The sequence below is a fragment of the Microbacterium sp. JZ37 genome (genome assembly GCF_035188445.1).
Classification (GTDB): domain Bacteria; phylum Actinomycetota; class Actinomycetes; order Actinomycetales; family Microbacteriaceae; genus Microbacterium; species Microbacterium barkeri.
Genome location: NZ_CP045253.1, coordinates 396,121 through 421,138 on the forward strand (window position 1 = coordinate 396,121; position 25,018 = coordinate 421,138).

Consider the following 25,018-nt stretch of genomic DNA (forward strand, 5'->3'; position numbering starts at 1 on the left):
GCGACGCTGTTCAGCCCAGCAGCGTCGCGGTCCGCGAGCCGAGGCCGAGTGCGGCGGCGGCGCGCAGCTGCTCGACGGTGTCGACGTCGCGGCGCAGCGTCGATTCCTGCGCCACCCCGAGGTCGACGTGCCCCGCCGCCCGGTGCGCCGCGGCCGAGTCCGCTCCGAAGGCCGGCACGAGTGCGGTGCCCGCGCGCGCCGTGATGAGGGTGGATCCCGCGCCCTCGGCGTCCGCGACGAGCCCGAGCCGCGCCGCGCCGGCGAGCGCGAGCGCGGCATCGAGGTCTGCCGGTCGGAGCGCGGGCAGGTCGCCCAGGAGCACCGCCCGCGGGAGGACGCGATCGATCGTCGCGAGCCCGCGGCGGATGGCGGCGTTCAGCCCCGCGGGCTCGGACTCGCGGACGACGCGGATGGGGGCGGATGGCCGTGCGCGCGCGGGTGTGCTGTCTGCGAGGCCCTCCGGCCATCCGGAGGCCGCCGTGACGACGACGACCTCGGCGACCCGCGAGGCGTGCGCGACCGCGTCGACCGTGTCACGCGCGATCGCGTCGGCGAGCGCCGCGCGATCGACGCCGGGCGCCTCGAGCCGCGACTTCCCCCGTGCGGGCGGCTTCACGGGGATGACGACGTGCCAGGCGAAGCCCGCGTCGCCGTTCACGCCCCGTACTCGGCGCGGAGCCGAGGCAGCACCTCCTCGCCGTAGAGGCGCAGGAAGGTCTCCTGGTCGTGACCGGGGTCGTGGAAGACGAGGTGCCGGAAGCCCAGGTCGATCCAGGTGCGGATCGCCGCGAGGTGCTCGTCGACGTCGTCCGACACGATGAAGCGCGAGGCGGCGCGTTCGGTGGGCAGCTGCTCGGCGAGGCGCTGCATCTCGAGCGGGTCGTCCACGCCCATCTTCTCCTCGGGGCTCAGGGCGAGCGGGGCCCAGAAGCGCGTGTTCTCGAGGGCCTGGGCGCGGTCGTGGCGGAAGGAGACCTTGACCTCGAGAAGCGTGTCGACGTCGGACCGGTCGCGGCCCGCCTTGGCGAGCCCCTCGTCGAATGCCGGCAGGAGCTTCTCGCTGTACAGCTCGGGAGCCTTGCCGCTCGTCGTGATGTAGCCGTCGGCGATCCGGCCGGCGAGCCGCGTCGCCGCGGGGCCCGAGGCGCCGATGTAGATGGGCACGAGCTCGTCCGGGCGGTCGTAGATCGTGGCGTTGCGCACCGAGTAGTACGTGCCGTCGAAGGTCACGCGATCGTCGGTCCACAGCCGGCGGATGAGCGTGATCGCCTCCTTCATGCGCTGGAACCGCTCGGGCGACTCGGGCCAGTCGAGTCCGAGGGTGACCTCGTTGAGCGCCTCGCCCGTGCCGACGCCGAGGATCATCCGCCCGGGGTGCATGGCGCCGAGGGTGCCGAACGCCTGGGCCACGACGCCCGGGTGGTAGCGGAAGGTCGGCGTGAGCACCGACGTGCCGAGCAGCACGCGCGAGGTGCGCTCGGCCGCGGCGCCGAGCCACGGCAGCGCGGCGGGCGCGTGCCCTCCCTCGTGCATCCACGGCTGAAGGTGGTCGCTGAGGAAGACCGAGTCGAACCCGACCTCCTCGGCGAGGATCGCGTAGTCGAGCAGCTCGCGCGGCCCGAACTGCTCGGACGAGGCCTTGTAGCCGAACCGGAAGGGGATGGTCATGGCAGGGCTCCTTCGGAGGTGAGGACGGCGGATGGCTCGAGCAGGTCGCGCGCGACGCGCGCGAGACGCTCGCGGAAGGCGGCGACGGTCCCCGGCCAGAGGAGCGTGAGCCGGCCGCTGCGGGAGTCGACGTACCAGCTCTCGCAGCCGCCCGACACCCACGGGGTCCCGCTCGAGCGCTCGACGATCTCCCGCGTGTAGGCGGCCTCGTCTTGCGCGCTCACGCGCACGTCGAGTCCCCGGGTGATGAGAGCCGCGGCGAAGGCGGCCTGCTCCTCGAGGATGAGCACGGCCGAGTTGTGGCCGAGCGCCGCGTTCGGCCCGCCGAGGATGAAGAGGTTCGGGAAGCCGTGCACGAGGGTCGAGCCGACCGAGCGCATGCCGTCGGACCAGTGCGCGTCGAGGGATCGACCGTGCTCTCCGGTCACGAGGGGCGCGTAGGGCTGGCGGGTGGAGGCGAAGCCCGTGGCGAGGACGACCGCATCGGCCGCGTGGCGCGAGCCGTCGGCCGCGACGAGCGCGCCGTTCTCCACAGCGGCCAGGGCCGACGGCACGAGACGCACAGCATCCGAGGAGACGGCCGGGTAGAACGCGTCGCTCAGGAGCACGCGCTTGCAGCCGAACGCGTAATCCGGGGTGAGAGCGGTGCGCAGGGCCGGGTCGGCCACCTGCGACGCGAGGTGGGCGCGCGCGACGGCCTCGGCTTCGGCGGCGGCCGCGCGGTCGCCGGATCGCGACGCGAAGCGCGCCTCGCCCTCGCGGAGCAGCCCGTCGCGCAGGTGCGCGGCGGCCGACGGCTCGCGCAGGGCGGCGCGCTCCTCGGGGCCGTACATCCGGTCGCGCTTGGGGACGATCCACGCGGGCGTGCGCTGGAAGAGCACGACCTCGGCGCCCGCATCGACGAGGGCGGGCACGAGCTGCACCGCGCTCGCCCCCGTGCCGACGACCGCGATCCGGCGCCCCGCGACGTCCTGGGTGTGGTCCCACCGTGCGGAGTGGAAGAGCGGGCCGGGGAAGGTCTCGAGCCCCACGACGTCCGGGATCCGCGGCTCGGTGAGCCGCCCGCACGCGAGGACGAGATGTCGCGCCCGGATCTCCTCGGGACACGACGCAGGATCCTCTCGGCCCGCCGCACCGGGAATCCGGTTCCCGCGCGCGGAGCCGCTCGGAGGTCCTGCGATGTGTCCCGGGCCGGTGCGCACGGCCCACTCGTCGCCATCCCACCGTGCGTCGATGAGCGCGGTGCCGAAGCGGATCCGCGCGTCGAGCCCCTCATCGCGCGCGATCCGCTCGAGGTACTCCCGGATCTCCGCGCCGGGAGCGAACACGCGCGTCCAGTCGGGTGACGGATGGCTCGCGAGCCCGTACAGGTGAGAGGGCACGTCGCACGCGACGCCGGGGTAGGTGTTGTCGCGCCACGTGCCGCCGACCCCGTCGGCGCGCTCGATGATCGCGAAGTCGTCGACGCCCTGCGCCCGGAGTGCGAGCGCGGCCGCGAGGCCTGCGAAGCCGGCGCCGACGATGAGCGTGCCGACGCGGATCATCCGCCGCTCCGCTGGACGTCTCCGTAGGTCGTCGTCCGCTGGCGGAACGGCCGGAACAGCCGCTTCGCGATGCCGCGCGCCGTGTCGAGCGGCAGCTCGAGGCCGGCCTCGACCCCCGCGCGAGGCGCGACGCGTCCGTCGAGCAGCGTTCCGCCGAGGTCGTCGCCGCCCGCGCGCAGGAGGTCGGCCGACAGCTCGAGGCCGTGACGCGTCCACGGGATCTGCACGTGCGCGATGGCGCCCGAAAGCATGAGGCGAGAAACGGCGACCATGGCACGGTGCTCATCACGCGGGCTGCGGCCGTCGACGAGCGGCCGGCCCCAGCCCGGCATCGGGATCGGCACGAACTCGGAGAACCCTCCGGTCTCGCGCTGGATGGCCAGGAGCCTGCGGAGGTGGGCGATGCGCTCCGCGGCCGTCTCGACGTGCCCGTAGAACAGGACGGATGTCGAGCGGAAGCCCGCGCGGTGGGCGGACGTGATGGTCTCGATCCAGCGGTCGATCTCGAGGTCGCCGGGCGCGACCTCGGCGCGCACGCGCTCGCTCAGGATCTTGACGCCCGTTCCCGGCACCGTGTCGACTCCCGCCTCGCGCAGCGCTGCGAGAGCGCCGTCGACCCCGAGCCCCGCGCGGTCGGCGAGGTCGGCGACATCCTGCGGGCGGAAGGCGTGGAGATGGATGGCCGGGGCCGCGCGCTTCACGGCGCGAGCGATCTCGAGATATGCCTCGGGCTCCTCGCCCGGCGCGAGGAGGCCCTGCACGCAGATCTCCGTGAGACCGAGGTCGACCGCGTCGCGCGCGGCGTCCTCGAGGAGCGGGAGGTCGAACTCGTCGTCCGCCCGGCCGCCTCGTGCGCGGAAGCCGGTCGAGGCGATGTTGCGGTTCGCGACGATGCTCACGGTCTCGCCGACGGTGTACCGGCGGACGTCGTCGGCCGTCTGCACGAGGGCCTCGAGCTCGTCGCCGGTCGCGGTGAGGAGGCGCTCCCACTCGGCGTCGTCGAGCGCTCCAGGGTCCTGCGCGGCGCGCTCGATGACGGCGGCGATGAGCCCACCGGGCGACCACAGTGCAGGAGTCTCGACCGCGCCCGCATCGGGGGAGCGGTCTCCCGGCTCCTGCCGGCCCGGAACTCCTGCGTCGTGTCCCGCGCGGGGCGAGCGCGCCTCGGGTCGCACGATGCCGCCATCCGCCGCGCGCCGCGCGAGCCCGCTCTCGTCGGCGAGGGCGCGCGTCGCACCGCGGATGGCCGCGTCGACCCACGCGTCGGCGTGCACGTACTCGGGGTGGGCCGTGAGGCGCTCGCGCAGCGTGAAGCCGAGCTCGGCCGTGCGCGCCGCGAGGTCGTCGAGGTGCGGCCACGGGCGCTCGGGGTTCACGTGGTCGGCGGTGAGCGGCGAGACGCCGCCCCAGTCGTCGGCGCCTGCGCGGAGGAGAAGCGCGAACTCCTGCGGGTCGGACAGGTTCGGCGGCACCTGCACGCGCATGCGCGGCCCCAGGACGAGCCGCGTCACAGCGACGGCCATCGCATGCTCGTGGAGGGCGGCGTCGGGCGCGTCCTGCATCGCGGTCCGCGGCTTCGCGCGGAAGTTCTGGACGATGACCTCCTGCACGTGCCCGTGTCGCTCGTGCACGTCGCGGAGGGCGATCATCGACTCCGCGCGGTCGCGGAGCGTCTCGCCGATCCCGACGAGGATGCCCGAGGTGAAGGGGATGCGGGCGCGGCCGGCGTTCTCGAGCAGCTCGAGCCGGACGAGGGGGTCCTTGTCGGGCGAGCCGTGGTGCACGCGCCCCGGCTCCGTGAAGAGCGCGCGCGAGGTCGTCTCGAGCATGACGCCCATCGAGGGGGCGAACGGGCGCAGCGCCGCGAGCTCGTCGGGGCTCATCACGCCCGGGTTCAGGTGGGGGAGGAGACCCGTCTCGTCGACGATCAGCTCGGCCATCGCGCCGACGTACTCGAGAGTCGACGCGTAGCCGTGCTCGTCGAGCCAGGCGCGCGCCTCGGGCCACCGGTCCTCGGGGCGATCGCCGAGCGTGAGCAGCGCCTCCTTGCAGCCGAGCGCCTGCCCCTGTCGGGCGACGGCGAGCACCTGCTCGGGCGACATGTACGCGGGCTTCGCCTTCTTGAGCAGCTGGCCGGGGGTGTCGACGAACACGCAGTAGTGGCAGCGGTCGCGGCACAGCGTCGTGAGGGGGATGAACACCTTGCGCGAGTACGTCACGACACCGGGTCGGCCCGCGAGGGCGAGCCCCTCGTCGCGCGTGCGCGCGGCCAGATCGAGCACGCGCTCGGCATCGGGGCCCGTCGCCTCGAGGAGCGCGAGCGCGTCGTCGGCGTCGAGGCGCTCCCCGCGCTCGGCCTTTCGCAGAGCGGCGGCGAGAGCCGGAGCGTTCGCGCTGAGCAGGGTCACCGATCCAGTCTCGCACCGTGCGCGGCGACGGGCGCCGCCGCGGACAGCGCGGCCGCGGCGAAGCTGTGCGAACTCACCAGCCTCTCGGGAGGAGTCCGCTGGCAGGATGGATGCCATGGTCACCCTGCTCCTCGATCACGCGCAGCTCGAGATCTCGCTGTCGGCCACCGAGCGCGCCCTCGCGTTCCGCCGCACGAGCATCCGCGTCGAGCGCTCGTCGATCGTCAAGGTGCAGCTCACGGACGACCCGTGGACCTGGCTGCGCGGCGTGCGCGCCCGCGGCACGTTCCTGCCCGGCTTCACGGCGCTCGGCACGTGGCGGACGGAGACCGGAGACGACTTCGTCGCGGTGCGCGGCCGCCGTCTGCCCGGCGTCGTGATCGATCTGGATGGCGAGGGCGAGTTCGAGCGTCTCGTCATCTCGACACGTCACGGCCTCGCGCTCACGCGCGCGCTGCGCCTCAACCTCGACGAGGCCGCCGAGGCCGTCGAGCTCGGCGCGGAGCCTGCGAAGGAGCCGCAGCGCACGCCCCGCCCCGCCCCGCGCCCCGCTCCCGCGATCTGAGCCGGCGGCGCCGTCGTCAGTCGGCGTCGTCCTCGGTGGGCTGCTCGGTGCCCTCGTAGGTCACCGGGTCGACGCCCGCTCCGCGCAGGATGTCGTCGAACGAGAAGCCCTCCTCGTTCTCGCCCTCGACGACGGCCGCGTCCTCTTCCTCGGTGGACTCCTCGGCGCCGATCATCGGCACGGCCACGGTCTCCGTCGAAAGGTGGTCGATCGCCGGGATGGCGATGGTCGGCTCGCCCGGCTCGTGCTCGTCGGCGTCCTGGCCCAGGAACGCGGCCGCGCCGCCGACCGGCTCGTCGCCACCGGCCAGGAGGTTCGCCAGACGCGCCGACCCCGGCAGGCCGCCCGCGAACGGAGCCGCCTCGGCGTCCTCGGCGTCGTCGCCACCGTCGAACTCGACGACCGCGTCGGGCTCCTCGAGCACGTCGGGGCTGTCGGCGTCGTCGCGAGGAGCATCCTCGTCGCCCTCGTGCCTGTCGTGGGGAGCCTCCGACGGATCGGAATCGGCGGCGAAGGCATCGGCCGGGGCGTCGGCGTCGTCGGCCTCGGGCGTCCAGTCCTCGTGGCTCTCGGCGACGTGCTCGGGAGCTGCGGGAGCCTCGTCGTCCCACGCGTGCGCGGCGCCGGGGTCGCCGTCCATGGCCGGAGCCTGGAGGAAGGCGTCGGCCTCGGCGACCTCGCGCTCGAAGTCGGCGTCGGTGGTCGGCGCAGGAGCGGCGGGGATGTGCCACGTGGGCACCGGCGCCGGCGCGTCGGCGACGAACGGCGCGTCCTCGATCGGCGCGTCCTCGGGGGCGGTGTGCTCGAGCGCTTCCGCTTCCGCTTCCGCTGCCGCGTCCTCGCCCTCGGCGTCGTCCTCCTCGCCGGCGGCCTCGTACTCCGCCGGCGCGTAGTCCTCGGTCTCGTCGGAGGCCGTCCCGTCGGAGGCCGTCCCGTCGGAGGCCGTCTCGTTGGAGATCGTCTCGTCGGAGGCCGTCTCTCCCTCTGCGTCCGCAGCGCCCTGGGGTGCGGCGTCTTCGGCGTCCGCCTCGCCCTCCTCGGCGGCGTCCGCGTTCTCACCGGTGGCGTCGGCGCCCTGGCGAGCTTCGTCGGCGTCGGCAGTCTCCCCCGAGTCGGCGTCGGCCGGCTGTTCGTCGGTCGCGTCGGTCACGATGGCGGCCACGCCGACTCCGGCAGCGGCGCCCGCGGCAGCCGTCACGCCGACCTCGGCGGGGGAGAGACCCGCATCCTCGGAGTTCGACTCCGCGTCCTCGCGGCGGTCGGCCTCGGCGTCCACGGTCGTCGCGTCCGCCTCATCTGAGACATCCGCAGCCGCGCCATCCGAGACATCCGCAGCCGCGCCATCCGAGACATCCGCAGCTGCGACATCCGAGACATCCGTACTCGCGGCATCCGCGTCATCCGAGACGTCCGCGACCATGCCATCCGCCGAATCCGCCGTCGGCGGCAGCGCCGCGGTCATCGGCGGCACATACTCGCCGCTCACGAGCTGGATGAAGACGTCCTCGAGGCTGGGGCTGCGCTGCTGCAGCGTGGTGAGCGCGACACCGGCCTGCGCGGCGAGCGCGCCGATCTCCGCGGCCGAGGCGCCCTGCACGTTGATGCCCGAGCGCAGCAGCTCGACCTCGTAGCCCGCGTCGCGCAGGGCGCGCGAGAGCGCGGCGCGGTCGAGCGAGTCGACCGCGACCGTCTGCGACGACGCGTCCTCGAGGTCCTCGATGGCGCCCGCGAAGACGAGCGAGCCGTTCGAGATGACGAGGAGCCGATCCGCGACCTGCTGGATCTCGCTGAGCAGGTGCGACGACACGAGCACCGTGCGGCCCTCGTCGGCGAGGCGGCGCATGAGGAGGCGCATCCACCGGATGCCCTCGGGATCGAGTCCGTTCGCGGGCTCGTCGAGGACGAGCACGCCGGGGTCGCCGATCATCGCCTCCGCGACCGCGAGTCGCTGCGTCATGCCGAGGGAGTAGCCCGAGATGCGCATGTCGGCGACCTCGGAGAGGCCCACGAGCGCGAGCACCTCGGCCACGCGCGACGAGGGCACCCCGGCCTGACGTGCGACCGTGCTCAGGTGCTTGACCGCCGTGCGGCGCGCCCGGAACGTCGGCGACTCCGACACCCAGCCCACGACGCGGCGCGGGCTGGAGAGCTGCGCGAACGTCTTGCCGCCGATCGTCGCGGTGCCCGCGTTGGCGCGCAGCTGCCCGAGGAGGATCCGCAGCGTCGTCGTCTTGCCCGCCCCGTTGGGGCCGAGGAACGCGGTCACGAAGCCGGGGTCCACGCGGGCGGTGAAGTCCGAGACAGCGGCGATCCCGTCGAAGGTCTTCGTGACGCCCGTGAACTCGAGCACCTTGCCGTCGGTCATGGTGACCCCTTCATCTGCATGCATGTTCCCCCTATCTTGTCGGAATCCCGCTGAGAACCGTGGCACATCGGCGCAAACCCCTGCGTGGGCACCCCGCGGCCGGGGCCGGGACGCGCGCCGGGTAACGTGGCACGCGTGATGGACACGACGCCTTCGGCCAGAGTCGCCGCGAAGATGCAGAGCGGGGTGGGGCGCATCACGCTCGACCGCCCCGAGGCCATCAACGCCCTCTCGCTCGAGATGCTCCAGGCCGTGGGCGAGATCCTGGACGGATGGCGGGGTGAGCCGGATGTCGCGATCGTGCTGCTCGAGGGCGCCGGCGACCGCGGGTTCTCGGCGGGCGGCGACATCCGCGCCCTGTACGCGAGCATGCTCGACGGCGGCGAGCCGGCCGCCGAGCCGTTCTTCCGCGTCGAGTACCGCGTCGACGCCGAGGTCGCCGCGTATCCCAAGCCCATCGTCGCGATCGCCGACGGCGTCACCATGGGCGGCGGGATCGGGCTCGCCGGCAACGCGCACGTCCGCATCGTGACCGAGCGCTCGCGCCTCGCGATGCCCGAGACGCGCATCGGATTCTCGCCCGACGCCGGCGGATCGTGGCTCCTCGCGCACGCGCCAGGCCGTCTCGGCGAGTACCTCGCGCTCACGAGCGACACGATGGACGCCGCCGACGCCATCCACTGCGGCTTCGCCGACCACTACGTCCCGAGCGACCGCATCCCGTCGGTCGTCGACGCCCTCGAGATGCGCGCGGACCCGGCCACGCCGACCGAGCTCGTCATGCTCTTCGACGAGACGCCCGAGCCGAGCCGGATCCAGCGCGCGCAGCCGTGGATCGACCGCGCCTTCTCGGCCGACACGCTCCCCGAGATCCGCGAGCGGCTCGAGCAGCTGGTCGCGGAGGGCGTCGCCGCCGACGAGAACCCGTCGCCGGCCACGGCCCTCGCGGCCCTCGACGAGCGCTCGCCGACCGCGCTCGTCGTCACGCTCGGGGCCATCCGCTCGGCTCGCGCGCTGCCGTCGCAGCGCCACGCGCTCGAGCAGGAGTACCACCTCATGTGCTGGTACCTCGCGACGCAGCCCGACCTCGTCGAGGGGATCAGGGCGCAGGTGATCGACAAGGACCGGCAGCCGCGCTGGAACCCGGCTACGGTGGCGGATGTGCACCCCGACACGGTGGGCACGGCCTTCGCGCACCGCGCGGAGCGGATGCTGTTCCCCGACTTGGAGAGGTGAGCATGACCGACAAGGCGGAGTTCGGCTCCTACGGCGTGTGGCGCCCCGCGGCGCGCCTCGACGGCGCCTTCGCCCAGGGCGTCGAGCAGCTCGGATACGGAACGCTGTGGGTGGGCGGGTCGCCCGCGCAGGACCTCGTGATCGTCGAGGAGCTCCTCGACGCGACGACGTCGATCATCGTCGCGACCGGCATCGTCAACATCTGGCAGGCCGACGCCGAGAGCGTGGCTCGAGCGTTCCATCGGATCGAGGACGCGCATCCCGGCCGGCTCGTCCTCGGCATCGGCTCGGGGCATCGCGAGGCCACGCCGCACCGCGAGAAGCCGCTCGCCGCGCTCAACGCGTACCTCGATGTGCTCGATGCGGAGGGCGTCCGCCCCGATCAGCGCGTGCTCGCGGCGCTCGGCGACCGCACGCTCGCGCTCGCCGCGGAGCGCACGCTCGGCGCCCATCCGTACCTCACCGTCCCCGCGCACACCGCGCATGCGCGCGAGGTGCTCGGCGACGCGCTCCTCGCGCCGGAGATGAAGGTCGCGCTCGCCGACTCGGCCGAGACCGCACGCGCGACCGCCAGGGCCTACCTCGAGCGTTACTTCCGGCTGTCGAACTACGTCGACGCGCTCAAGCGCTTCGGCGCGAGAGACGAGGACTTCGCCGACGGCGGGTCGGACGAGCTCATCGACGCCGTCGCGGCGAACCCCGACCCCGGGGCCGCGGCCGCCGCACTGCGCACGCACCTCGGCGCGGGCGCCGACCACGTGGCGCTGCAGCCGCTCGGAGACGACCCGCTCGGGTCGCTCGAGCGGCTCGCGCCGGCGCTCGGCCTCGAGCCCCTGCGGCACTGACGCGACCGCGCCGCCGACGCGGAGCCGGCGGCGCTACGCCGGTGCCCCCGTCGACGCGCGCACGTTGAGCGCGGGGCTCAGCGTCACGCGGTGCACGGGACGCGACGGGTCGGCGATGCGCGCGAAGAGGAGCTCGAGCGCGGCGCGCCCGATCGCCGCGCGCGGGGGAGCGACGCCCGTGAGGGCGGGCGTGAAGAGCTCGGCGAACTCGTCGTCGTAGGCGACGACGGAGAGGTCGCCCGGCACCGACAGGCCGCGCGAGAGCACGAGGTCGACGATCGCCATGGCCTCGCGGTCGGAGTGGACGAGCAGAGCCGTCACGCCGGCCTTCAGCACGCTGTCGAGCATCTCGTCGACGCCCTTCGAGAAGCCGGGGGCGCCCCGGTCGGGTAGGATCCGCTCCACGTGCTCCGCGGGGGTGAGCTCGAGCTCGCGGCACGCGGCCGTCCATCCGGCGATGATCTTGCGCGAGGTCGGCGAGTTGCGCGAGATGAGGAGGCCGACCTTGCGGTGGCCCAGCTGCGCGAGGTGACGCGCCGCGAGCACCGCGCCGAGCGCGTGGTCGGTCGTGACGGACTCGACCGGGGCCCCGTCGGGGCGCGACACCGCCTCGCGCTCGGCGAGCACGAACGGGATCCCCGACGAGGTGAGCCACGCGATGACGTCCTGCGCGTACTCGGTGTCGGTGTTCGGCGCGACGACCAGCCCGGCGAGATCGCCTGCCTCGACCATCCGCTCGAGGACGGGGCGCTCGTCCTGCATGTCGTACGAGGTGCCGCGCAGGAGGATCGACGCGCCGTGCTCGCGGGCGGCGCCCTCGAGCGAGCGCACGACCTGCGGCCAGTAGAAGTCGAGCGACGGCACGAGCACGCCGATGCTCGCGGCCGACGCGCGGTCGGGGGAGGGGCGCCGGGCGATGACGCCTCCGGGCGGCGGCACGGCGCCGCCGTGCACGCGCATGAGCAGGCCCTCCTCCTCGAGCTGCTGCAGGTCGCGGCGCAGCGTCACGGCCGCCACGCCCAGGTCCTCGGTGAGCTGCGACACGCGGACGGCGCCCGCGCGCGCCAGCGCGTCGAGGATGAGGTCGCGGCGCGAGGCCGCGAGCGGCGCGCTCTGATCGGTCATCGTCCCTCCTCGGTCGATCCATCCTGGCGCACGGTGACCGTGAGCTCGGCGAGGCCCGACACGTCGATGTCGATGCGGACGAGGCGCTCGCCCCACACATGGGTGAGCATGGGGTCGGTGAGCGGCTGCTCGACGAGCCGTGCCGGGGCCGCGGGGTCCCACGACAGCTCGACGGGCCGCGCCTCGTCGAGCGGGACGATCCGCGCGGCGCCCTCCGCGAGGCTGACGTCGCCGGCCGCGAGCAGGCGGATCTCGGTCGCGCCGTCCCCGGGTGCGAGACGCCAGGCGTCGGCGATCGCGACCGTGCGTCGCGCGCGGTCGAGGCGGATGGCGCGGCGCCAGCTCTCGAGCTCGGGCACGTCGTAGGCGTCCGCGAGCTCGAGGACGAGCTCGGCGTCGCCGACGTCGACGAGGCGCGCCGCGCGCTCGCGCCCCTCCGACTGCCCCCGTCCGCGGATGAACGGGACGCTGTGCCACGCGCTCTGCATGGGCCAGAGCTCGTACCGCGCGTCGCTGAACGTCCGCGCCTCGTACGTCGGCCGGCCCGCATCCACGACGACGGGCACTCCGTCGGATGCGACGATGACGCTCCCGACGTCGTCGTGGTTGTGGCTCTCGGCGTTGTGCCCTCCCTTGCCGACCACGGTCAGGCCGCGCGGCTCGCCCTCGCGCTCGCGGACGACGAGCATCTCGGTCGACGGGAGCCACACGCGGGCGGGCAGCGGGTCGGAGCCCGGGTCGGCCGCGAGCCACGCGGGATCGGTCAGCCCGCGGAGCACCCGGCCGAGACCCTCCGGCTCGGCGACGGCGGGGCGCGACGGATCGCGGTGGAGCGCGGCGAAGGCGGCCGCCGCGTCGTCACCGACGCGTCGCGCCGCGCGGTGGAGCGCGTGCCACGGCTGCGGCCCGGTCTGACGCGCCTGCCCGTCGGCGGCGTTCACGAACCACGGCCCGCCGAGGTGCATGCGATGCGGGAAGGCGATCGTCTCGCGCAGCGACGGGATGTCGCCGGTCACGTCGAGGCCGGTCGCGTGCGCGAGCACGTCGAGCGCCTCGAGCAGGCGGCACGCGCCGTTCCACCAGTAGGCGTAGCCCTCGTCGATCGCGCCGTCGAGGGGCAGCGCGGCGACGTAGCGGTCGAGGCCCTCGACGACGAGGGCGACGACGCGCGCCCGCTCGTCGCGCTGCTCGGGGGCGTCGAGCAGCCGCAGCGCGGCGACGAGCACGTTGCCGTGGATCCAGGGGTTCCAGTTGTGGACGTGTCCGTCGAGGCCGATCCACCGCCAGTCGCGGCGGCGGAGGAACGGCTCGAAGATCCGCACGTGCGCCTCGTGCCGCACGCGCGCCCGGATGCCGGGGAAGCGGGCCTCGAGCTGCTCGCCGACCGCGTGGTCGAGCCAGGCGAGCTGCGACACGACCTCGCCCGCGCCGAGATCGACATAGGGGTCGGTCACGGTCGCAAGGACGGCCCCGTGCAGATCGCGCGTGTCATCGTGCGCGGGCCAGCACCACGAGCTCTGCTCGCAGAGCATCACGACGCCGTCGAGCGTCTCGTCGAGCCACGTCTCCTCGCCCCCGGCGCCCGCGAGGACCGCGACGCGCGTGAGGCGCTCCTGGCGGGCGAAGGCGGGCGCCTCCCAGGCGACGCGGTCGCCGTCGCCGTGGAATCGGGCCGCGTCGTGCGCACGGGGCTGCGGCCAGGGCTCCGCCAGCTCGCGCTCGGCCCGCGCGCGGAAGGCGGCGATGGCAGCAGGGTCTGCGTGCCGCAGATCGGCGGGCGGAAGAGCGGCGTCGGGCTCGGCGAGTCGCTCGGCGAGGGCCCGGTCGAGGGCATCGAGCTCGACGCCGGCTGCGCGCGCGAGCGCGTCCGCGAGCGGTCCACGGAAAGGGGTCATCGTCGATCTCCTCCTGCCCTCGGCCACATCCGCCGAAATGATCAGAAACGATCATGCCCGTTCAAGATTGCGTTTGCAAGAGCGGATCTGATTGATACGCTCCTCAACGTCAGCCCGCCCGCACGCCGTTCGAAGGGGAACCCGTGACACCCGCACCCGCCCGCGCAGCGCACTCGTCCGAGTGGACGCGCGCCGACTGGACGGCCTACGCCGACCGCCTCCTGGAGGGCGCGATGGCGCACGGCTCCGCCGGCCGCGGGCGCATCCTCATCCCCGGCGCCGAGGGCGGCTACGGACGCGACGTCGACGGCCTCGAGGGCTTCGCGCGCACCTTCCTCATCGCGGGCTTCCGCATCGCGGGAGAGCGCGGCCGCGGCGTCGACCACCTCATCGACTTCTTCTCGCAGGGCATCCGCGCGGGCGTCGATCCCGACGCGCCCGACCGCTGGGTGCGCATGGAGGAGCATGCGCAGGCGAAGGTCGAGGCCGCGTCGATCGCGCTCATCCTCGACCTGACCCGCCCCTGGATCTGGGACCGCCTCGACGCGCTCACGCAGCAGCGCGTGATCGACTACCTGGCTCCCGCGGTCGGCGACGACACCTATCCGCCGATCAACTGGCTGTGGTTCCGCGTCGTCGTGCAGACCTTCCTGCGCTCGGTGGGCGGTCCCTGGTCCGCCGACGACATCGCCGCGGATCTCGCGCTGCACGACACGTTCGCGCGCGGCGAGGGGTGGATGGCCGACGGCGCGGCGCGCTCGTACGACCACTACGTCGGCTGGGCGCTGCACCTCTACCCCGTGCTCTGGGCGCGCATGGCGGGCGCCGCCGATCTCGCCGGCGACCGCATCGCGGCAGACCGGGCGTCGCTCGACCGCTTCCTGCAGGACGCCGTGCACCTCGTCGGCGCCGACGGCTCGCCCCTCATCCAGGGCCGCAGCCTCATCTACCGCTTCGCGGCGGCCGCGCCGTTCTGGGCAGGCGTCGTCGCCGACGTGCCTTCGGTCTCCGCGGGCGCGCTGCGTCATGCGGCCGCACGGATCGTGTCGCACTTCGCCGACCGGGGCATCCCCGACGACCGCGGCGTGCTGACGATGGGCTGGCACGGCGAATGGCGCCAGCTCGCGCAGTCGTACTCGGGGCCGGGCTCGCCCTACTGGGCCGCCAAGGGCCTGCTCGGGATCATGCTCCCGGCCGACCATCCGGTCTGGGATGCTCCCGCAGAGCCGCTCCCGGTCGAGCGCGGCGACTTCGTGCGCGCGATCGCGGCGCCGGGGTGGATCGTCTCGGGCACGGCCACGGACGGCATCGTGCGCGTCGCGAACCACGGCACGGACCACGAGGTCGAGGGGGCGCTCGTCGCCGACTCGCCGCTGTACGCGCGGCTCGGATACTCGACCGCCACGAGCCCGCTGCTCGACGCGCGCGGATGGCGCGAGCCGCTCGAGCAGTCCGTCTCGCTCGTCGACCCGACCGGCGCCGCGACCCACCGCGCCGGGATGTCCTGCCACGGCGTGCGCGCCGGCGACGGCGTCGGCGTCGGCGCATCGACCGCGGTCGCGCACACCTTCTCGGCCGATGCCGACCAGGTCGCGCACGGCTCGGGCCTGCGCGGCACGGCAGAGGCGGTCGCGCGGCTGTCGGTCGTGTCGATCGTCCGCGGCGCGCACGAGGTGCGCCTCGCGCGAGTCGACGACCCCGAGAGCAGCCTCGCCGGATGGCGGCTGCGCTGGGGCGGATGGCCCGCCGCGGGCGCCCGGGTCGACGCGCGCGTCGAGACCGCACCCGACGCGATCGCGATCGCGTCGGTCGAGGGCACGACCAGCGCCATCCGCGCGCTCGGGCACGTCGCGAGCGCCCGGGTCGAGCAGCGACGCGACGCGAGCCCGCTCGGCGAGACCGCCGCCGTCCCCGTTCTCGAGAGCGCGGTCGTCGTCGGCGAGTGGCGCGCGGTCGAGCTCGCCCTCTCGGGCGCCGAGGAGCTGCCGCACGTGCAGCTCCGTCTCGACGGCGACAGCGCGCACATCACCTGGCCCGACGGCGTCGAGACGACGACGGCCCTCTCAGACCTCCGCCTCGCGCAGCCCGCGCAGCGGTGACCCCCGAACACCCGAAAATCCTGCAGCAAAGGAGCAGCACTCCCATGAAGAAGCGCATCATCGCCGCATCGGCCGGCCTCGCGGCCTCGGCCATCGCCCTCGCCGGATGCGGCGGCGGCACGCCGGCGGCCGATCCCGACGGGCCGGTCACGCTGACCCTCTCCGGCTGGAGCGTCGAGACGACGCCCGAGTTCCAGCTCCTCGCCGACCTGTTCGAGGACGCCCACCCCGACGTGACGGTCGAGATCGTGGACTACGACCCGGCCGAGTACAACACCCTCGTGACGGCCGACCTCGCGGCGGGCAAGGGCCCCGACATCATCACCCAGAAGGAGGTCAAGTACGTCACGACCTTCCAGGAGGGCGGGCAGCTGCTCGATGTGTCCGACGTCGAGCTGCCCGAGGGGATCGGCGGCGCCGCGTCGTACGAGGTCGACGGCACGGCGTACGCGGTGCCGTACCGCCAGGACTCGTGGGTCCTCTTCTACAACAAGGCGCTCTTCGACGAGGCGGGCGTCGCCCAGCCCGACGGATCGTGGACCTGGGACGACTACGAGGCGGCCGCCGAGGAGCTCACGACCAAGCTCGGCGAGGCGGGATCGACCGCGAAGGGCGCGTACCAGCACGGCTGGCAGTCGACCGTGCAGGGCTTCGCGACCGCGCAGACCGAGGGAGCGGACCTGCTGAGCGGCGACTACGACTACTTCGCCCCGTACTACGAGCGCGTCCTCGCGCTGCAGGAGGCCGGCGCCCAGGAGGCGTACAACACCGTCACGGCGAACCAGCTCACCTACCAGGGCGAGTTCGGCAAGCAGAAGGCCGCCATGCTGCCCATGGGCACGTGGTTCGTCGCGACCCTCATCGCGCAGCAGGCCTCGGGTGAGGCCGACGACTTCGAGTGGGGCATCGCGCCGATCCCGCAGCAGGACGCTGCCACGACCGGTCCCGACGCGACACCGGTCACGTTCGGCGACCCGACGGGTCTCGCGATCAACGCCAACATCGACCAGAGCAAGGTCGACATCGCGAAGGACTTCCTCGCCTTCGCCGCGAGCGAGGAGGCCGCGACGGCACTCGCCGGCATCGGCATCTCGCCCGCGCTTCTGACCGACCCGGTCGTCGAGGCGTACTTCGGCGTCGAGGGCGCTCCGCAGGACGAGCTGTCGGCGTTCGCCGTGCAGACCCACGAGACGAAGGCCGAGAGCCCGACCTCGAGCAAGACCGCCGCGGTGCAGAACATCCTCGCCGACATGCACTCGGCCATCCTGTCCGGCTCGGCTGACGTCGACGCCGCGATCGCGGAGGCCGAGGAGCGCGTCGCCAACGAGGTCGGCACCGAGTAGCACTCAGCGAGCGCAGCGAGCCGCTTCCCGGTCGTTGAGCGAGCGCAGCGAGTCGAAACGTCGCAAGCCGACCTCGAGACGAGGCACCGCGTTTCGACTCGCTCGTTCCTCGCTCGCTCAACGACCGGAGTGAACGACACCGCGCGTGAGACATCAGGACCAGGACCTAGGAGCATCATGACCACCACCGCGACGGCGCCGCCTGCACGGCGTCGCCCATCCCGCCTGCGGATGCGCAACACCCTCATCGGGTGGAGCTTCATCCTGCCGAACTTCCTCGGGTTCGCCGTCCTCACGCTCGTGCCCGTGGTCGTCCTGTTCTACATGTCCCTCACGAACTGGAACATCTTCGGATCGTCGCAGTTCGTCGGGCTGCAGAACTTCCAGCGCCTGCTCGGCGACGGGAGCTTCCGGACCGCGTTCGTCAACACGCTGTACTACTCGGTCCTGCACATCCCGCTCACGATCGTCGTGTCGCTGGGGCTCGCGCTCCTGCTCAACAACAAGCTGCGCGGCGTCGCGTTCTTCCGCACCGCCGCGTTCTTCCCCTACATCACGTCGATCGTCGCGATCGCGCTCGTGTGGAACCTCCTGTTCAGCCCGCAGTACGGCCCGATCAACGAGATCCTCCGCTTCATCGGGATCGCCGAGCCGCCCGGATGGCTCACCTCGGCCGAGTGGGCGATGCCCGCGGTCGTGATCATCAGCACGTGGCGCGACATGGGCTACTACATGGTGCTCTTCCTCGCGGCGCTGCAGACGGTGCCGCGCGAGCTGCACGAGGCGGCCCGGATGGATGGCGCGAACGTCTTCGAGCGGTTCTGGAACGTCACGATCCCGATGCTGCGGCCGACGATGTTCTTCGTCACGGTCATGCTCACGATCAACTCGTTCAAGATCTTCGACCTCATCCTCGTGCTCACCAACGGCGGCCCCGGCCAGTCGACGACCGTGATCTCGCAGTTCATCTACCGCAAGGGCTTCGAGGAGAACCAGTTCGGCTACGCGTCCGCCGCGGCCGTCGTGCTCTTCCTCCTGTGCATCGTCGTGACGATCGCGCAGTTCCTGTGGAACAAGCGGAAGGACTCGTGATGAGCGAGACCATGACCCTCGTCGCCCCCGAGCCGACCCGTCGCCGGCTCTCGATCGACCCGAAGCCCCGCCCGCGCGGCGCGGGAGGGAAGGCGCACCCGATCGCCCGCGCGCTCCTCTACGTCGCGCTCATCGCGGCGGCGGCCGCCATGCTGACTCCGTTCTTCTGGATGATCATGAGCTCGCTCAAGGAGGCCAACGCGGTCTTCTCGGTGCCGATCCGCTGGATCCCCGAGGTGTTCGTGTGGGACAACTACGTGGAGATCTGGACGCGCTCCGACATCGTCACGTGGATCCGCAACACGCTCGTCCTCTCGGTCACGGTCACGGCCCTGCAGGTGCTGACCGGCTCGTTCGCGGCGTACGGGTTCTCTCGGATCCGCTTCCCCGGCCGCGACGCGCTGTTCCTCCTCTACGTCGCGACGATCGCCGTCCCGTGGCAGTCGTACATGATCCCGCAGTTCATCCTGCTGTCGGACGCGGGCCTCGCGAACACGCTGTGGTCGATCATCCTGCTCCAGGCGTTCGGCGCGTTCGGCGTGTTCCTCATGAAGCAGTTCTACGAGACCGTCCCCGAGGACCTGTCCGAGGCGGCGCGCCTCGACGGGCTCAGCGAGTACGGCATCTGGCGCCGGATCATGCTCCCGCTGTCGGTGCCGGCGATCGCGAGCCTGTCGCTCCTCACCTTCGTGAACACGTGGAACGACTACCTCGGACCGCTCATCTACCTGCGCGACCCGAGCCTGTGGACGATGCAGCTGGGTCTCAAGAACTTCGTCTCGAGCCTCTACGACGTGGACTACGGCGTGCTCTTCGCGGGCCTCGTGATCTCGATCCTGCCGATCGCGATCGTCTTCCTCCTCGGCCAGCGGTTCTTCGTCGAGGGCATCGCGACGAGCGGCATGAAGGGCTGATCATGAAGCGCATCCCGCACAGCGTGTACGCGACGCTCTTCGGCGTCGTGCACCTCGCGCTCGGCGTGAACCTCGCGCTCGCCGCGGTCGCCCTGCCGCTCATCGCGCTGCTCCTGACAACCGACCCCTCCCTCTCGTGGCCCGCGCTCGCGCTCGCCGCGGTGCTCGCGGGGCCCGGCGTCGCCGCCGCGTTCGGCACGTTCCGGGCGCACGCCGACGGCGAGACCGGCGTCCTGCGCGCCTTCGCCCGTTCGCTGCGCGCGACCTGGCGACGCGCCCTCGCGCTCTCCGCGCTCGTCGGCGCCGTCGTGACCGTCGCCCTCGTCGACGTGTTCGTGCTCGTCCCGACCGGCGCCGGCGCGGTCGTCGCCCCGCTGCTCATCGTCGTCGCCCTGCTCGCGATCGCGATGGGGATGGTCGGGATGGTCGCGGTCGCGGAGGATCCGGACGCGCGGCTGCGCGACGTGCTGCGCGCGGGCCTCGTGCTCGCCGTGCGGCGCTGGCCGCTCACCGTCGCCTCGTTCGCCGTCGTCGCCGTGCAGGCAGCGGTCGTCGTCGCCGCGCCCGCGCTCGGGATCGGGCTCACCGCAGCCGCGTGCCTCTACGTGGTGTGGGCAGGCGGGCGCTACACCCTGCAGCCCGTGCTCGCGCCCGCAGAGTCCTGACCCTCCCCTCTCTCCCGAAGGACCACCATGAACCCGCCCGCCATCGCCATCCGCCCGCGCATCGTGAGCGCCGTCGGCTCCGGCGCGTTCGCTCCCGAGTCCGAGACGCACCTCGCTCGGGAGCTGGCCGCCCACGGCGAGCTGCTCGCGACCGTGGACGCGTTCGACACCCCCGAGGCGCTCGCCGCGCTCGCCGAGGCCGACGTGCTCATCACCGGTTGGCGCACGCCGCGCGTCGACGCGGCCGTGCTCGATCGCGCGCCTCGGCTGCGCTGGATCCTGCACGTCGCCGGATCCGTGAAGGACCAGCTCGACCCCGTCGTGTGGGAGCGCGGCATCCAGGTGAGCTCGGCCGTCGATGCGAACGCCGTGCCCGTCGCCGAGTTCACCCTCGCCGCCATCCTCATGTCGAACAAGCGCATCGTGCAGATCGCGCGCGAGTACCGCGAGCGCCGCGAGCTCATCGACCAGGCCGGGCTGGGCGTCGTCGGCAACTACCGGCGCGTCGTCGGCATCGTCGGCGCGTCGCGCATCGGCCGCCGCGTCGTCGAGCTCCTGCGCCCGTTCGACCTCGACGTGCTCCTGTTCGACCCCACGCTGTCCGACGACGCGGTGACCGCACTCGGCGCGCGGCCGGTCACGCTCGCCGAGCTGTGCGCCGAGAGCGATGTCGTGTCGGTGCACGCGCCCTCGCTGCCGTCGACGCGCGGTCTCATCTCCGCGCCGCTCATCGCGTCGATGCGCCCCGGCGCGACGTTCATCAACACGGCCCGCGGCGAGATCGTCGACCAGGAGGCGCTCACCGAGCGGATCCTCGTCGGAGACCTGCACGCAGTGCTCGACGTGACCGTCCCGTGGGCGCTCCCGCCCGACCATCCGCTCTACGACCACCCGAACGTGCTGCTCACGCCGCACATCGCCGGGTCGGTCGGCACCGAGGTCGATCGCATGATCGACACCGAGATCGCCGAGCTCCGCCGCGTCGCCGCGGGGGAGCCGCTCGCCCACCCCGTCCTGCTCGAATCGCTCGTCATCGCCGCCTGAGGCACGCCGCCTGAGGCGCTCCGCCCGAGAGGCATCTGCCTCGAGGGGCACACCCCCATCCGCAAGACGAAGGAGTCTTCGCATGCCCTCACCCGCCCGCACCGCGGGAGCTGCCGCCGTCGCGCTCGCCGCGCTCACGGCATCCGCCCTCGTCGCACCTGCCGCCCAGGCGGCCGACGAGACCGTCCAGATCGCCGTCGACGGCGGCGACATCCGACCCGACAACACGGCGGGCCTGCCCTTCAAGGGGCTCGGCGTGCTCAGCGCCAACTCCACGAGCAACCTGCTCATGGACTACAAGGCCGAGCACCCCGATGCGTACTGGCAGCTCATCGATGTGCTGTTCGGCGGCGAGTACCCGCTGATCAGCCACGTGAAGATCGAGATGGGCTCCGACACGAACAACTCGACGGGGGCGGACGCCGCCACGATGCGCACGCCCGACGAGCTCGCGGACGCGTCGCGCTCGCCCGGATGGCAGCTGGCCGCCGACGCGAAGACGGCGAACCCCGACGTGAAGGTGTCGATCCTGCGCTGGACGATGCCGCAGTGGGTGCAGACCGCCTGGAGCGCCGGCACCGGCCAGGACGAGATGTACACCTGGTACAAGGAGACCATCCTCGACGCGTACGAGAAGTACGGCTTCATCGTCGACTACGTGAACCCCGACACCAACGAGACGACGAACCCCGACATCGCGTTCGTGAAGTGGTACGCGGACCGCGTCGCGAACGACACCGACTTCGCCGACCCCCGCTACGGGATCCCCGCCGACGAGCAGGAGGCTGTCGGCGAGGCGTACCGGTCCATTCGGATCGTCGCGTCCGACGAGAACCAGACGAAGAAGATCGGCCCCGCGCTGCTCGACGACCCCGAGCTGTTCGACATCGTCGACGCTGTCGGCTACCACTACAACACGGACGACCGGCTCGACGGCGACCCGACGAGCAGCACCTACCAGCCGTACACGAAGCTCGCGACCGGACAGACGCCCACCGGCGAGGATCGCGAGGTCTGGTACTCGGAGGGCGTGGGCTCGTTCGGCTACACCGACTACCGCGTGAACAACACGGATGGCCCGGGCGGCGCGTCGACGGGGATCGGCGGCGTGCAGAGCGCGCTCGACCTCGCGAACCGCGTCGTCAAGGGGTACGCGAACTCCAAGCGCACGCACTACATCTTCCAGCCCGCGATCGGCTCGTTCTACGAGGGGGCGCAGTACAGCCACAAGGAGCTGCTGAGCGCCCGCGACCCGTGGTCGGGATCCATCCACTACGACGCGGCGACGTACGTGATGCGCCACTTCACGTCGTTCGCGAAGACCGGGTGGGAGAACGCCGACAACACCGCGGGCATCTGGCGGACCATCCCCGAGGCGAGCGCGAGCGGCGTCCTGGGCACGGAGAACCTCGACGGGTCGAACGGGGCGCCGAGCTACATGACGCTCGCGGCGCCCGATGCCTCGGACTTCTCGACCGTGGTCGTGAACGACAGCGACCAGACGAAGACCTACCGCATCGCGCCATCCGCCCTCGCGCTCGGCGACGACCTCACGGCGGAGCTCTGGGAGACCCGCGCGGCCGACGCCGGCGAGGCCTACGACGCGAACATGCTGCACCTCGCCCAGGAGCTGCAGCCCGCGTCCGACGGCTCGTACACCTTCACGGTCGCGCCGAGGTCGATCATCACCTTCACGACGCTCGATCGCTCGGGCGACGCCGACCTCGCCGAGCGCCTTCCGGAGCAGGCCGAGCGCGCCGTGCTCGACACCGACGAGACCGGCGGCGCTCTCGACGCATCGGACGAGGTGCTCTACGCCGACGACTTCGAGTACGACGAGGAGGGACCGGTGCGCGTCGGCGTCGACAACGGCGCGCGGACGGAGGAGCAGGACTACCTGACCTCGCGCGGCCACCAGCCCCGCTACATGGTCGACCAGACCGGGGCGTGGGAGGTCGGCGACGACGGCACCGGAGACCGCGTGCTCTTCCAGCGGATGGACCAGTCCATGAAGGACACGCGCGCCTGGAACGTGCGCCAGCCGAACACGCTCGTCGGCGACTTCCGCTGGCAGAACTACCGGGCGTCCGTCGACGTGTCGTTCGTCGACGAGGCGGGCGGGCTCGCGCGCCTGGGCGTGCGGCAGCAGAAGGGGATGGGCGCGGGCGACGCCGCGTACAGCATCCGCGTCACGAAGGCGGGCGCGTGGACGCTCGCGCGCCACGACACGACGGTCGCGAGCGGCTCGGTCGCCGCAGCGGATGGCTACGGTCTCGCGATCGAGGCCAAGGGCGCGCAGATCACGGCATGGGTCGACGGCGAGCAGGTGGCGACGTGGACCGACCCCAACCCGGAGTACGCCGGGCGCGTGAACCTCGGCACGGAGTTCCACGAGGTCGCGTTCGACGACCTGCGCGTGGAGAAGGTCGACGGCTACACCGCCTACGCCTCGGAGCTCGTCGACAACATGGACTCCCGCGTGGCGTACACCGGGGCGTGGGCGCACAAGGCCACCGCCGGCAGCGCCGACGACTGGTACCGCTCGACGTCGACCACGTCGGCTGCGGGCGCGACGGCGACGATCGCGTTCTCGGGCACGGGCGTCGACCTCATCGGCGGGAACGCCGCGGGTGCGCGCATCCGCGTCTCGGTCGACGGGCAGCCCGTCGAGGGCGCGACGCTGCGCGCGACCTCGAAGCGCGAGGCGGCGTACTCCCTGCGCGGCCTGCCCGACGGCGAGCACACGGTCGTGATCGAGGTGGTCTCGGGAACGGTCGTCATCGACGGCTACTCCGTCATCTCGGACGTCGTCGACGGAACCGTCGACACCGACGAGATCCGCGACGCACTCGACGACACCGCCGGCTACGAGCAGGGGGACTACTCGGAGGCCTCGTGGGCCGCGTTCGCCGCCGCGCGCGCGGCAGCCGAGGCGGCGGTCGACGGCCAGGCCGGTCTCGACGCGATCGGCGCCGCCCAGCTCGCCGCGCGGCTGGAGTCCGCGGCCAACGGGCTGCGGCCGGCGGACGTGACGGACGAGGTGCGCGATCTCGGCCTGGCCGGGGCGGTCTCGGTCGGCGGCGACCTCCCGGCATCGGTCGTCATCGACGGCGTCGAGCGTGCGGTGCAGTGGGCGCCAGGGAGCGACGAGGTCGAGCGTCGGCCCTACGCTGCAGTGACCGTGCTCGGCTGGACGACGGAGCCGATCGCCGACGGCCGGAAGCAGCAGATCTCCGCCCGCTTCCAGGTCGTGCCCGACGGCATCCGGTACTTCATCGACTCGGGCGTGCCGAGCGGCCAGGCGTCACCCGCGTTCGATGCGGTGTCGCGAACGTTCGATCTCGCGAACGACGCCGTCGACCGGGCCTCGGCCGACGCGGCCTCGTGGGGCTTCGTCAACGACGGGCTCAACGTGAAGGGCGGGACGGATGTGAACGACATCTTCTCCACCGGTCTGTGGGCGGGCGCGGGCAAGACGGTGCGCTACCGGCTGCCTCTCGATGCCGGCGAGTACACCCTGACGGCCGGGTTCGCGGAGTGGTGGGGGCAGAACCGCCCCATGGCGACCGAGGTGTCGTTCACGGACTCGACGGGGACGCACACCGTCGCCGGGGCGCCGGTCTCCCTCTCGAGCAGCACGACGCGGGCGACGAGCGACGTGACGTTCACGCTGACCGAGCCGACGACTGTCACCTACACCGTGCGGAAGACCGGTTCGCAGGACCCCGTGATCAGCTGGCTCGCGGTCGCACAGGCGGACGAGCCCTCGTTCGAGGCGTCGGCGACCGCGTCGCTGCGGTGCGTCGGAGGCAAGGCGGTCGCGGTCGTCGAGGTCCGAAACGGCGCCGTCGCGGACGGGTCGTTCGAGATCACCACGCCGTTCGGGGCGAAGACCCTGCAGGTCGACGCGGAGAAGAAGCGGTCGGCGACCTTCTCGACCCGCGAGGCGTCGGTGCCGGAAGGCGAGGCGTCGGTCGAGATCACCGGCGAGATCGACGGCGAGGCGGTGACGGAGACGCTCACCGCCGCGTACGGCCCGCTCTCCTGCGGCTGAGGCGAGGCGGACCCGCGCGACAGCGGGACACAGCGCAGGAGATCCGAGCGGATCGAGGGGCGGGAACCGGGTTCCCGCCCCTTTCCGCGTCGGAAATCCTGCATCGTGTCCCGGCGTCGCCATCCGCCGTGCGCGCGCTGTCCGCGCCATCCCGGC

At 72.8% G+C, this 25,018-nt stretch carries 17 protein-coding genes; 10 read left to right on the forward strand and 7 right to left on the reverse strand.

The window, feature by feature from the left end:
• Positions 1–10: 10 nt before the first annotated feature.
• Genes cofC through cofG form a run of 4 tightly spaced genes read right to left on the reverse strand, consistent with a single transcriptional unit; the run spans position 11 to position 5,620 of the window.
• A complete protein-coding gene (cofC, locus tag GC092_RS01845) occupies positions 11–658 on the reverse strand; it encodes a 2-phospho-L-lactate guanylyltransferase (RefSeq protein ID WP_324013768.1) in 648 nt (215 codons plus the stop codon).
• A complete protein-coding gene (fgd, locus tag GC092_RS01850) occupies positions 655–1,668 on the reverse strand; it encodes a glucose-6-phosphate dehydrogenase (coenzyme-F420) (RefSeq protein ID WP_324013769.1) in 1,014 nt (337 codons plus the stop codon). Before fgd ends, cofC begins: the two co-directional genes overlap by 4 nt.
• Entirely contained in the window at positions 1,665–3,212 is a 1,548-nt protein-coding gene (locus GC092_RS01855; RefSeq protein WP_324013770.1) for a flavin-containing monooxygenase, read from the reverse strand. Before GC092_RS01855 ends, fgd begins: the two co-directional genes overlap by 4 nt.
• Positions 3,209–5,620: a 7,8-didemethyl-8-hydroxy-5-deazariboflavin synthase CofG gene (cofG, locus tag GC092_RS01860; protein WP_324013771.1), complete on the reverse strand. Its 2,412-nt coding sequence runs from the start codon at positions 5,618–5,620 to the stop codon at positions 3,209–3,211. Before cofG ends, GC092_RS01855 begins: the two co-directional genes overlap by 4 nt.
• Positions 5,621–5,735: 115 nt before the next feature.
• Between cofG and GC092_RS01865 the strand changes: the two genes are divergently transcribed.
• The gene (locus tag GC092_RS01865; RefSeq protein WP_282978755.1) at positions 5,736–6,185 is read left to right on the forward strand and encodes a hypothetical protein; all 450 of its coding nucleotides are present in this window, start codon (positions 5,736–5,738) and stop codon (positions 6,183–6,185) included.
• 16 nt (positions 6,186–6,201) lie between these two features.
• Here the strand turns inward: GC092_RS01865 and GC092_RS01870 are convergent, their stop codons facing one another.
• Complete coding sequence (locus tag GC092_RS01870) at positions 6,202–8,550, reverse strand: ATP-binding cassette domain-containing protein (protein WP_324013773.1); 2,349 nt, start codon at positions 8,548–8,550, stop codon at positions 6,202–6,204.
• A 138-nt stretch (positions 8,551–8,688) separates the two neighbouring features.
• Here GC092_RS01870 and GC092_RS01875 point away from each other — a divergent pair, with 138 nt between their 5' ends.
• Both GC092_RS01875 and GC092_RS01880 read left to right on the forward strand, forming a co-directional pair.
• Complete coding sequence (locus tag GC092_RS01875; RefSeq protein WP_324013774.1) at positions 8,689–9,786, forward strand: enoyl-CoA hydratase/isomerase family protein; 1,098 nt, start codon at positions 8,689–8,691, stop codon at positions 9,784–9,786.
• A 2-nt stretch (positions 9,787–9,788) separates the two neighbouring features.
• Positions 9,789–10,631 carry a TIGR03620 family F420-dependent LLM class oxidoreductase gene (locus GC092_RS01880; RefSeq protein ID WP_324013775.1) on the forward strand — a complete coding sequence of 281 codons (843 nt, stop codon included), beginning with the start codon at positions 9,789–9,791 and terminating at the stop codon, positions 10,629–10,631.
• A 33-nt stretch (positions 10,632–10,664) separates the two neighbouring features.
• Here the strand turns inward: GC092_RS01880 and GC092_RS01885 are convergent, their stop codons facing one another.
• Both GC092_RS01885 and GC092_RS01890 read right to left on the reverse strand, forming a co-directional pair.
• A complete protein-coding gene (locus GC092_RS01885; RefSeq protein ID WP_324013776.1) occupies positions 10,665–11,756 on the reverse strand; it encodes a substrate-binding domain-containing protein in 1,092 nt (363 codons plus the stop codon).
• Positions 11,753–13,651, reverse strand: a complete 1,899-nt coding sequence (locus GC092_RS01890; protein ID WP_324013778.1) for a heparinase II/III domain-containing protein — start codon at positions 13,649–13,651, stop codon at positions 11,753–11,755. The genes GC092_RS01885 and GC092_RS01890 overlap by 4 nt, the downstream gene beginning before the upstream one ends.
• 143 nt (positions 13,652–13,794) lie before the next feature.
• On the opposite strand from GC092_RS01890, the gene GC092_RS01895 reads away from it, so the two are divergent.
• From GC092_RS01895 to GC092_RS01925, 7 genes are all read left to right on the forward strand, one after another.
• Complete coding sequence (locus GC092_RS01895; protein WP_324013780.1) at positions 13,795–15,750, forward strand: DUF2264 domain-containing protein; 1,956 nt, start codon at positions 13,795–13,797, stop codon at positions 15,748–15,750.
• A 44-nt stretch (positions 15,751–15,794) separates the two neighbouring features.
• Positions 15,795–17,093: an extracellular solute-binding protein gene (locus GC092_RS01900; protein WP_282978750.1), complete on the forward strand. Its 1,299-nt coding sequence runs from the start codon at positions 15,795–15,797 to the stop codon at positions 17,091–17,093.
• Positions 17,094–17,270: 177 nt separating this feature from the next.
• A complete protein-coding gene (locus GC092_RS01905; RefSeq protein WP_271172911.1) occupies positions 17,271–18,185 on the forward strand; it encodes a carbohydrate ABC transporter permease in 915 nt (304 codons plus the stop codon).
• Positions 18,185–19,099 carry a carbohydrate ABC transporter permease gene (locus GC092_RS01910; protein WP_271172910.1) on the forward strand — a complete coding sequence of 305 codons (915 nt, stop codon included), beginning with the start codon at positions 18,185–18,187 and terminating at the stop codon, positions 19,097–19,099. The genes GC092_RS01905 and GC092_RS01910 overlap by 1 nt, the downstream gene beginning before the upstream one ends.
• Positions 19,100–19,101: 2 nt before the next feature.
• Positions 19,102–19,764 (forward strand): ferredoxin-NADPH reductase, encoded by a 663-nt coding sequence (locus tag GC092_RS01915; protein WP_324013782.1) that lies wholly within the window; start codon positions 19,102–19,104, stop codon positions 19,762–19,764.
• Between the two features lie 27 nt (positions 19,765–19,791).
• Positions 19,792–20,808 (forward strand): hydroxyacid dehydrogenase, encoded by a 1,017-nt coding sequence (locus GC092_RS01920; RefSeq protein ID WP_324013783.1) that lies wholly within the window; start codon positions 19,792–19,794, stop codon positions 20,806–20,808.
• 82 nt (positions 20,809–20,890) lie between these two features.
• Positions 20,891–24,862, forward strand: a complete 3,972-nt coding sequence (locus GC092_RS01925) for a hypothetical protein (protein ID WP_324013784.1) — start codon at positions 20,891–20,893, stop codon at positions 24,860–24,862.
• Positions 24,863–25,018: the final 156 nt, after the last annotated feature.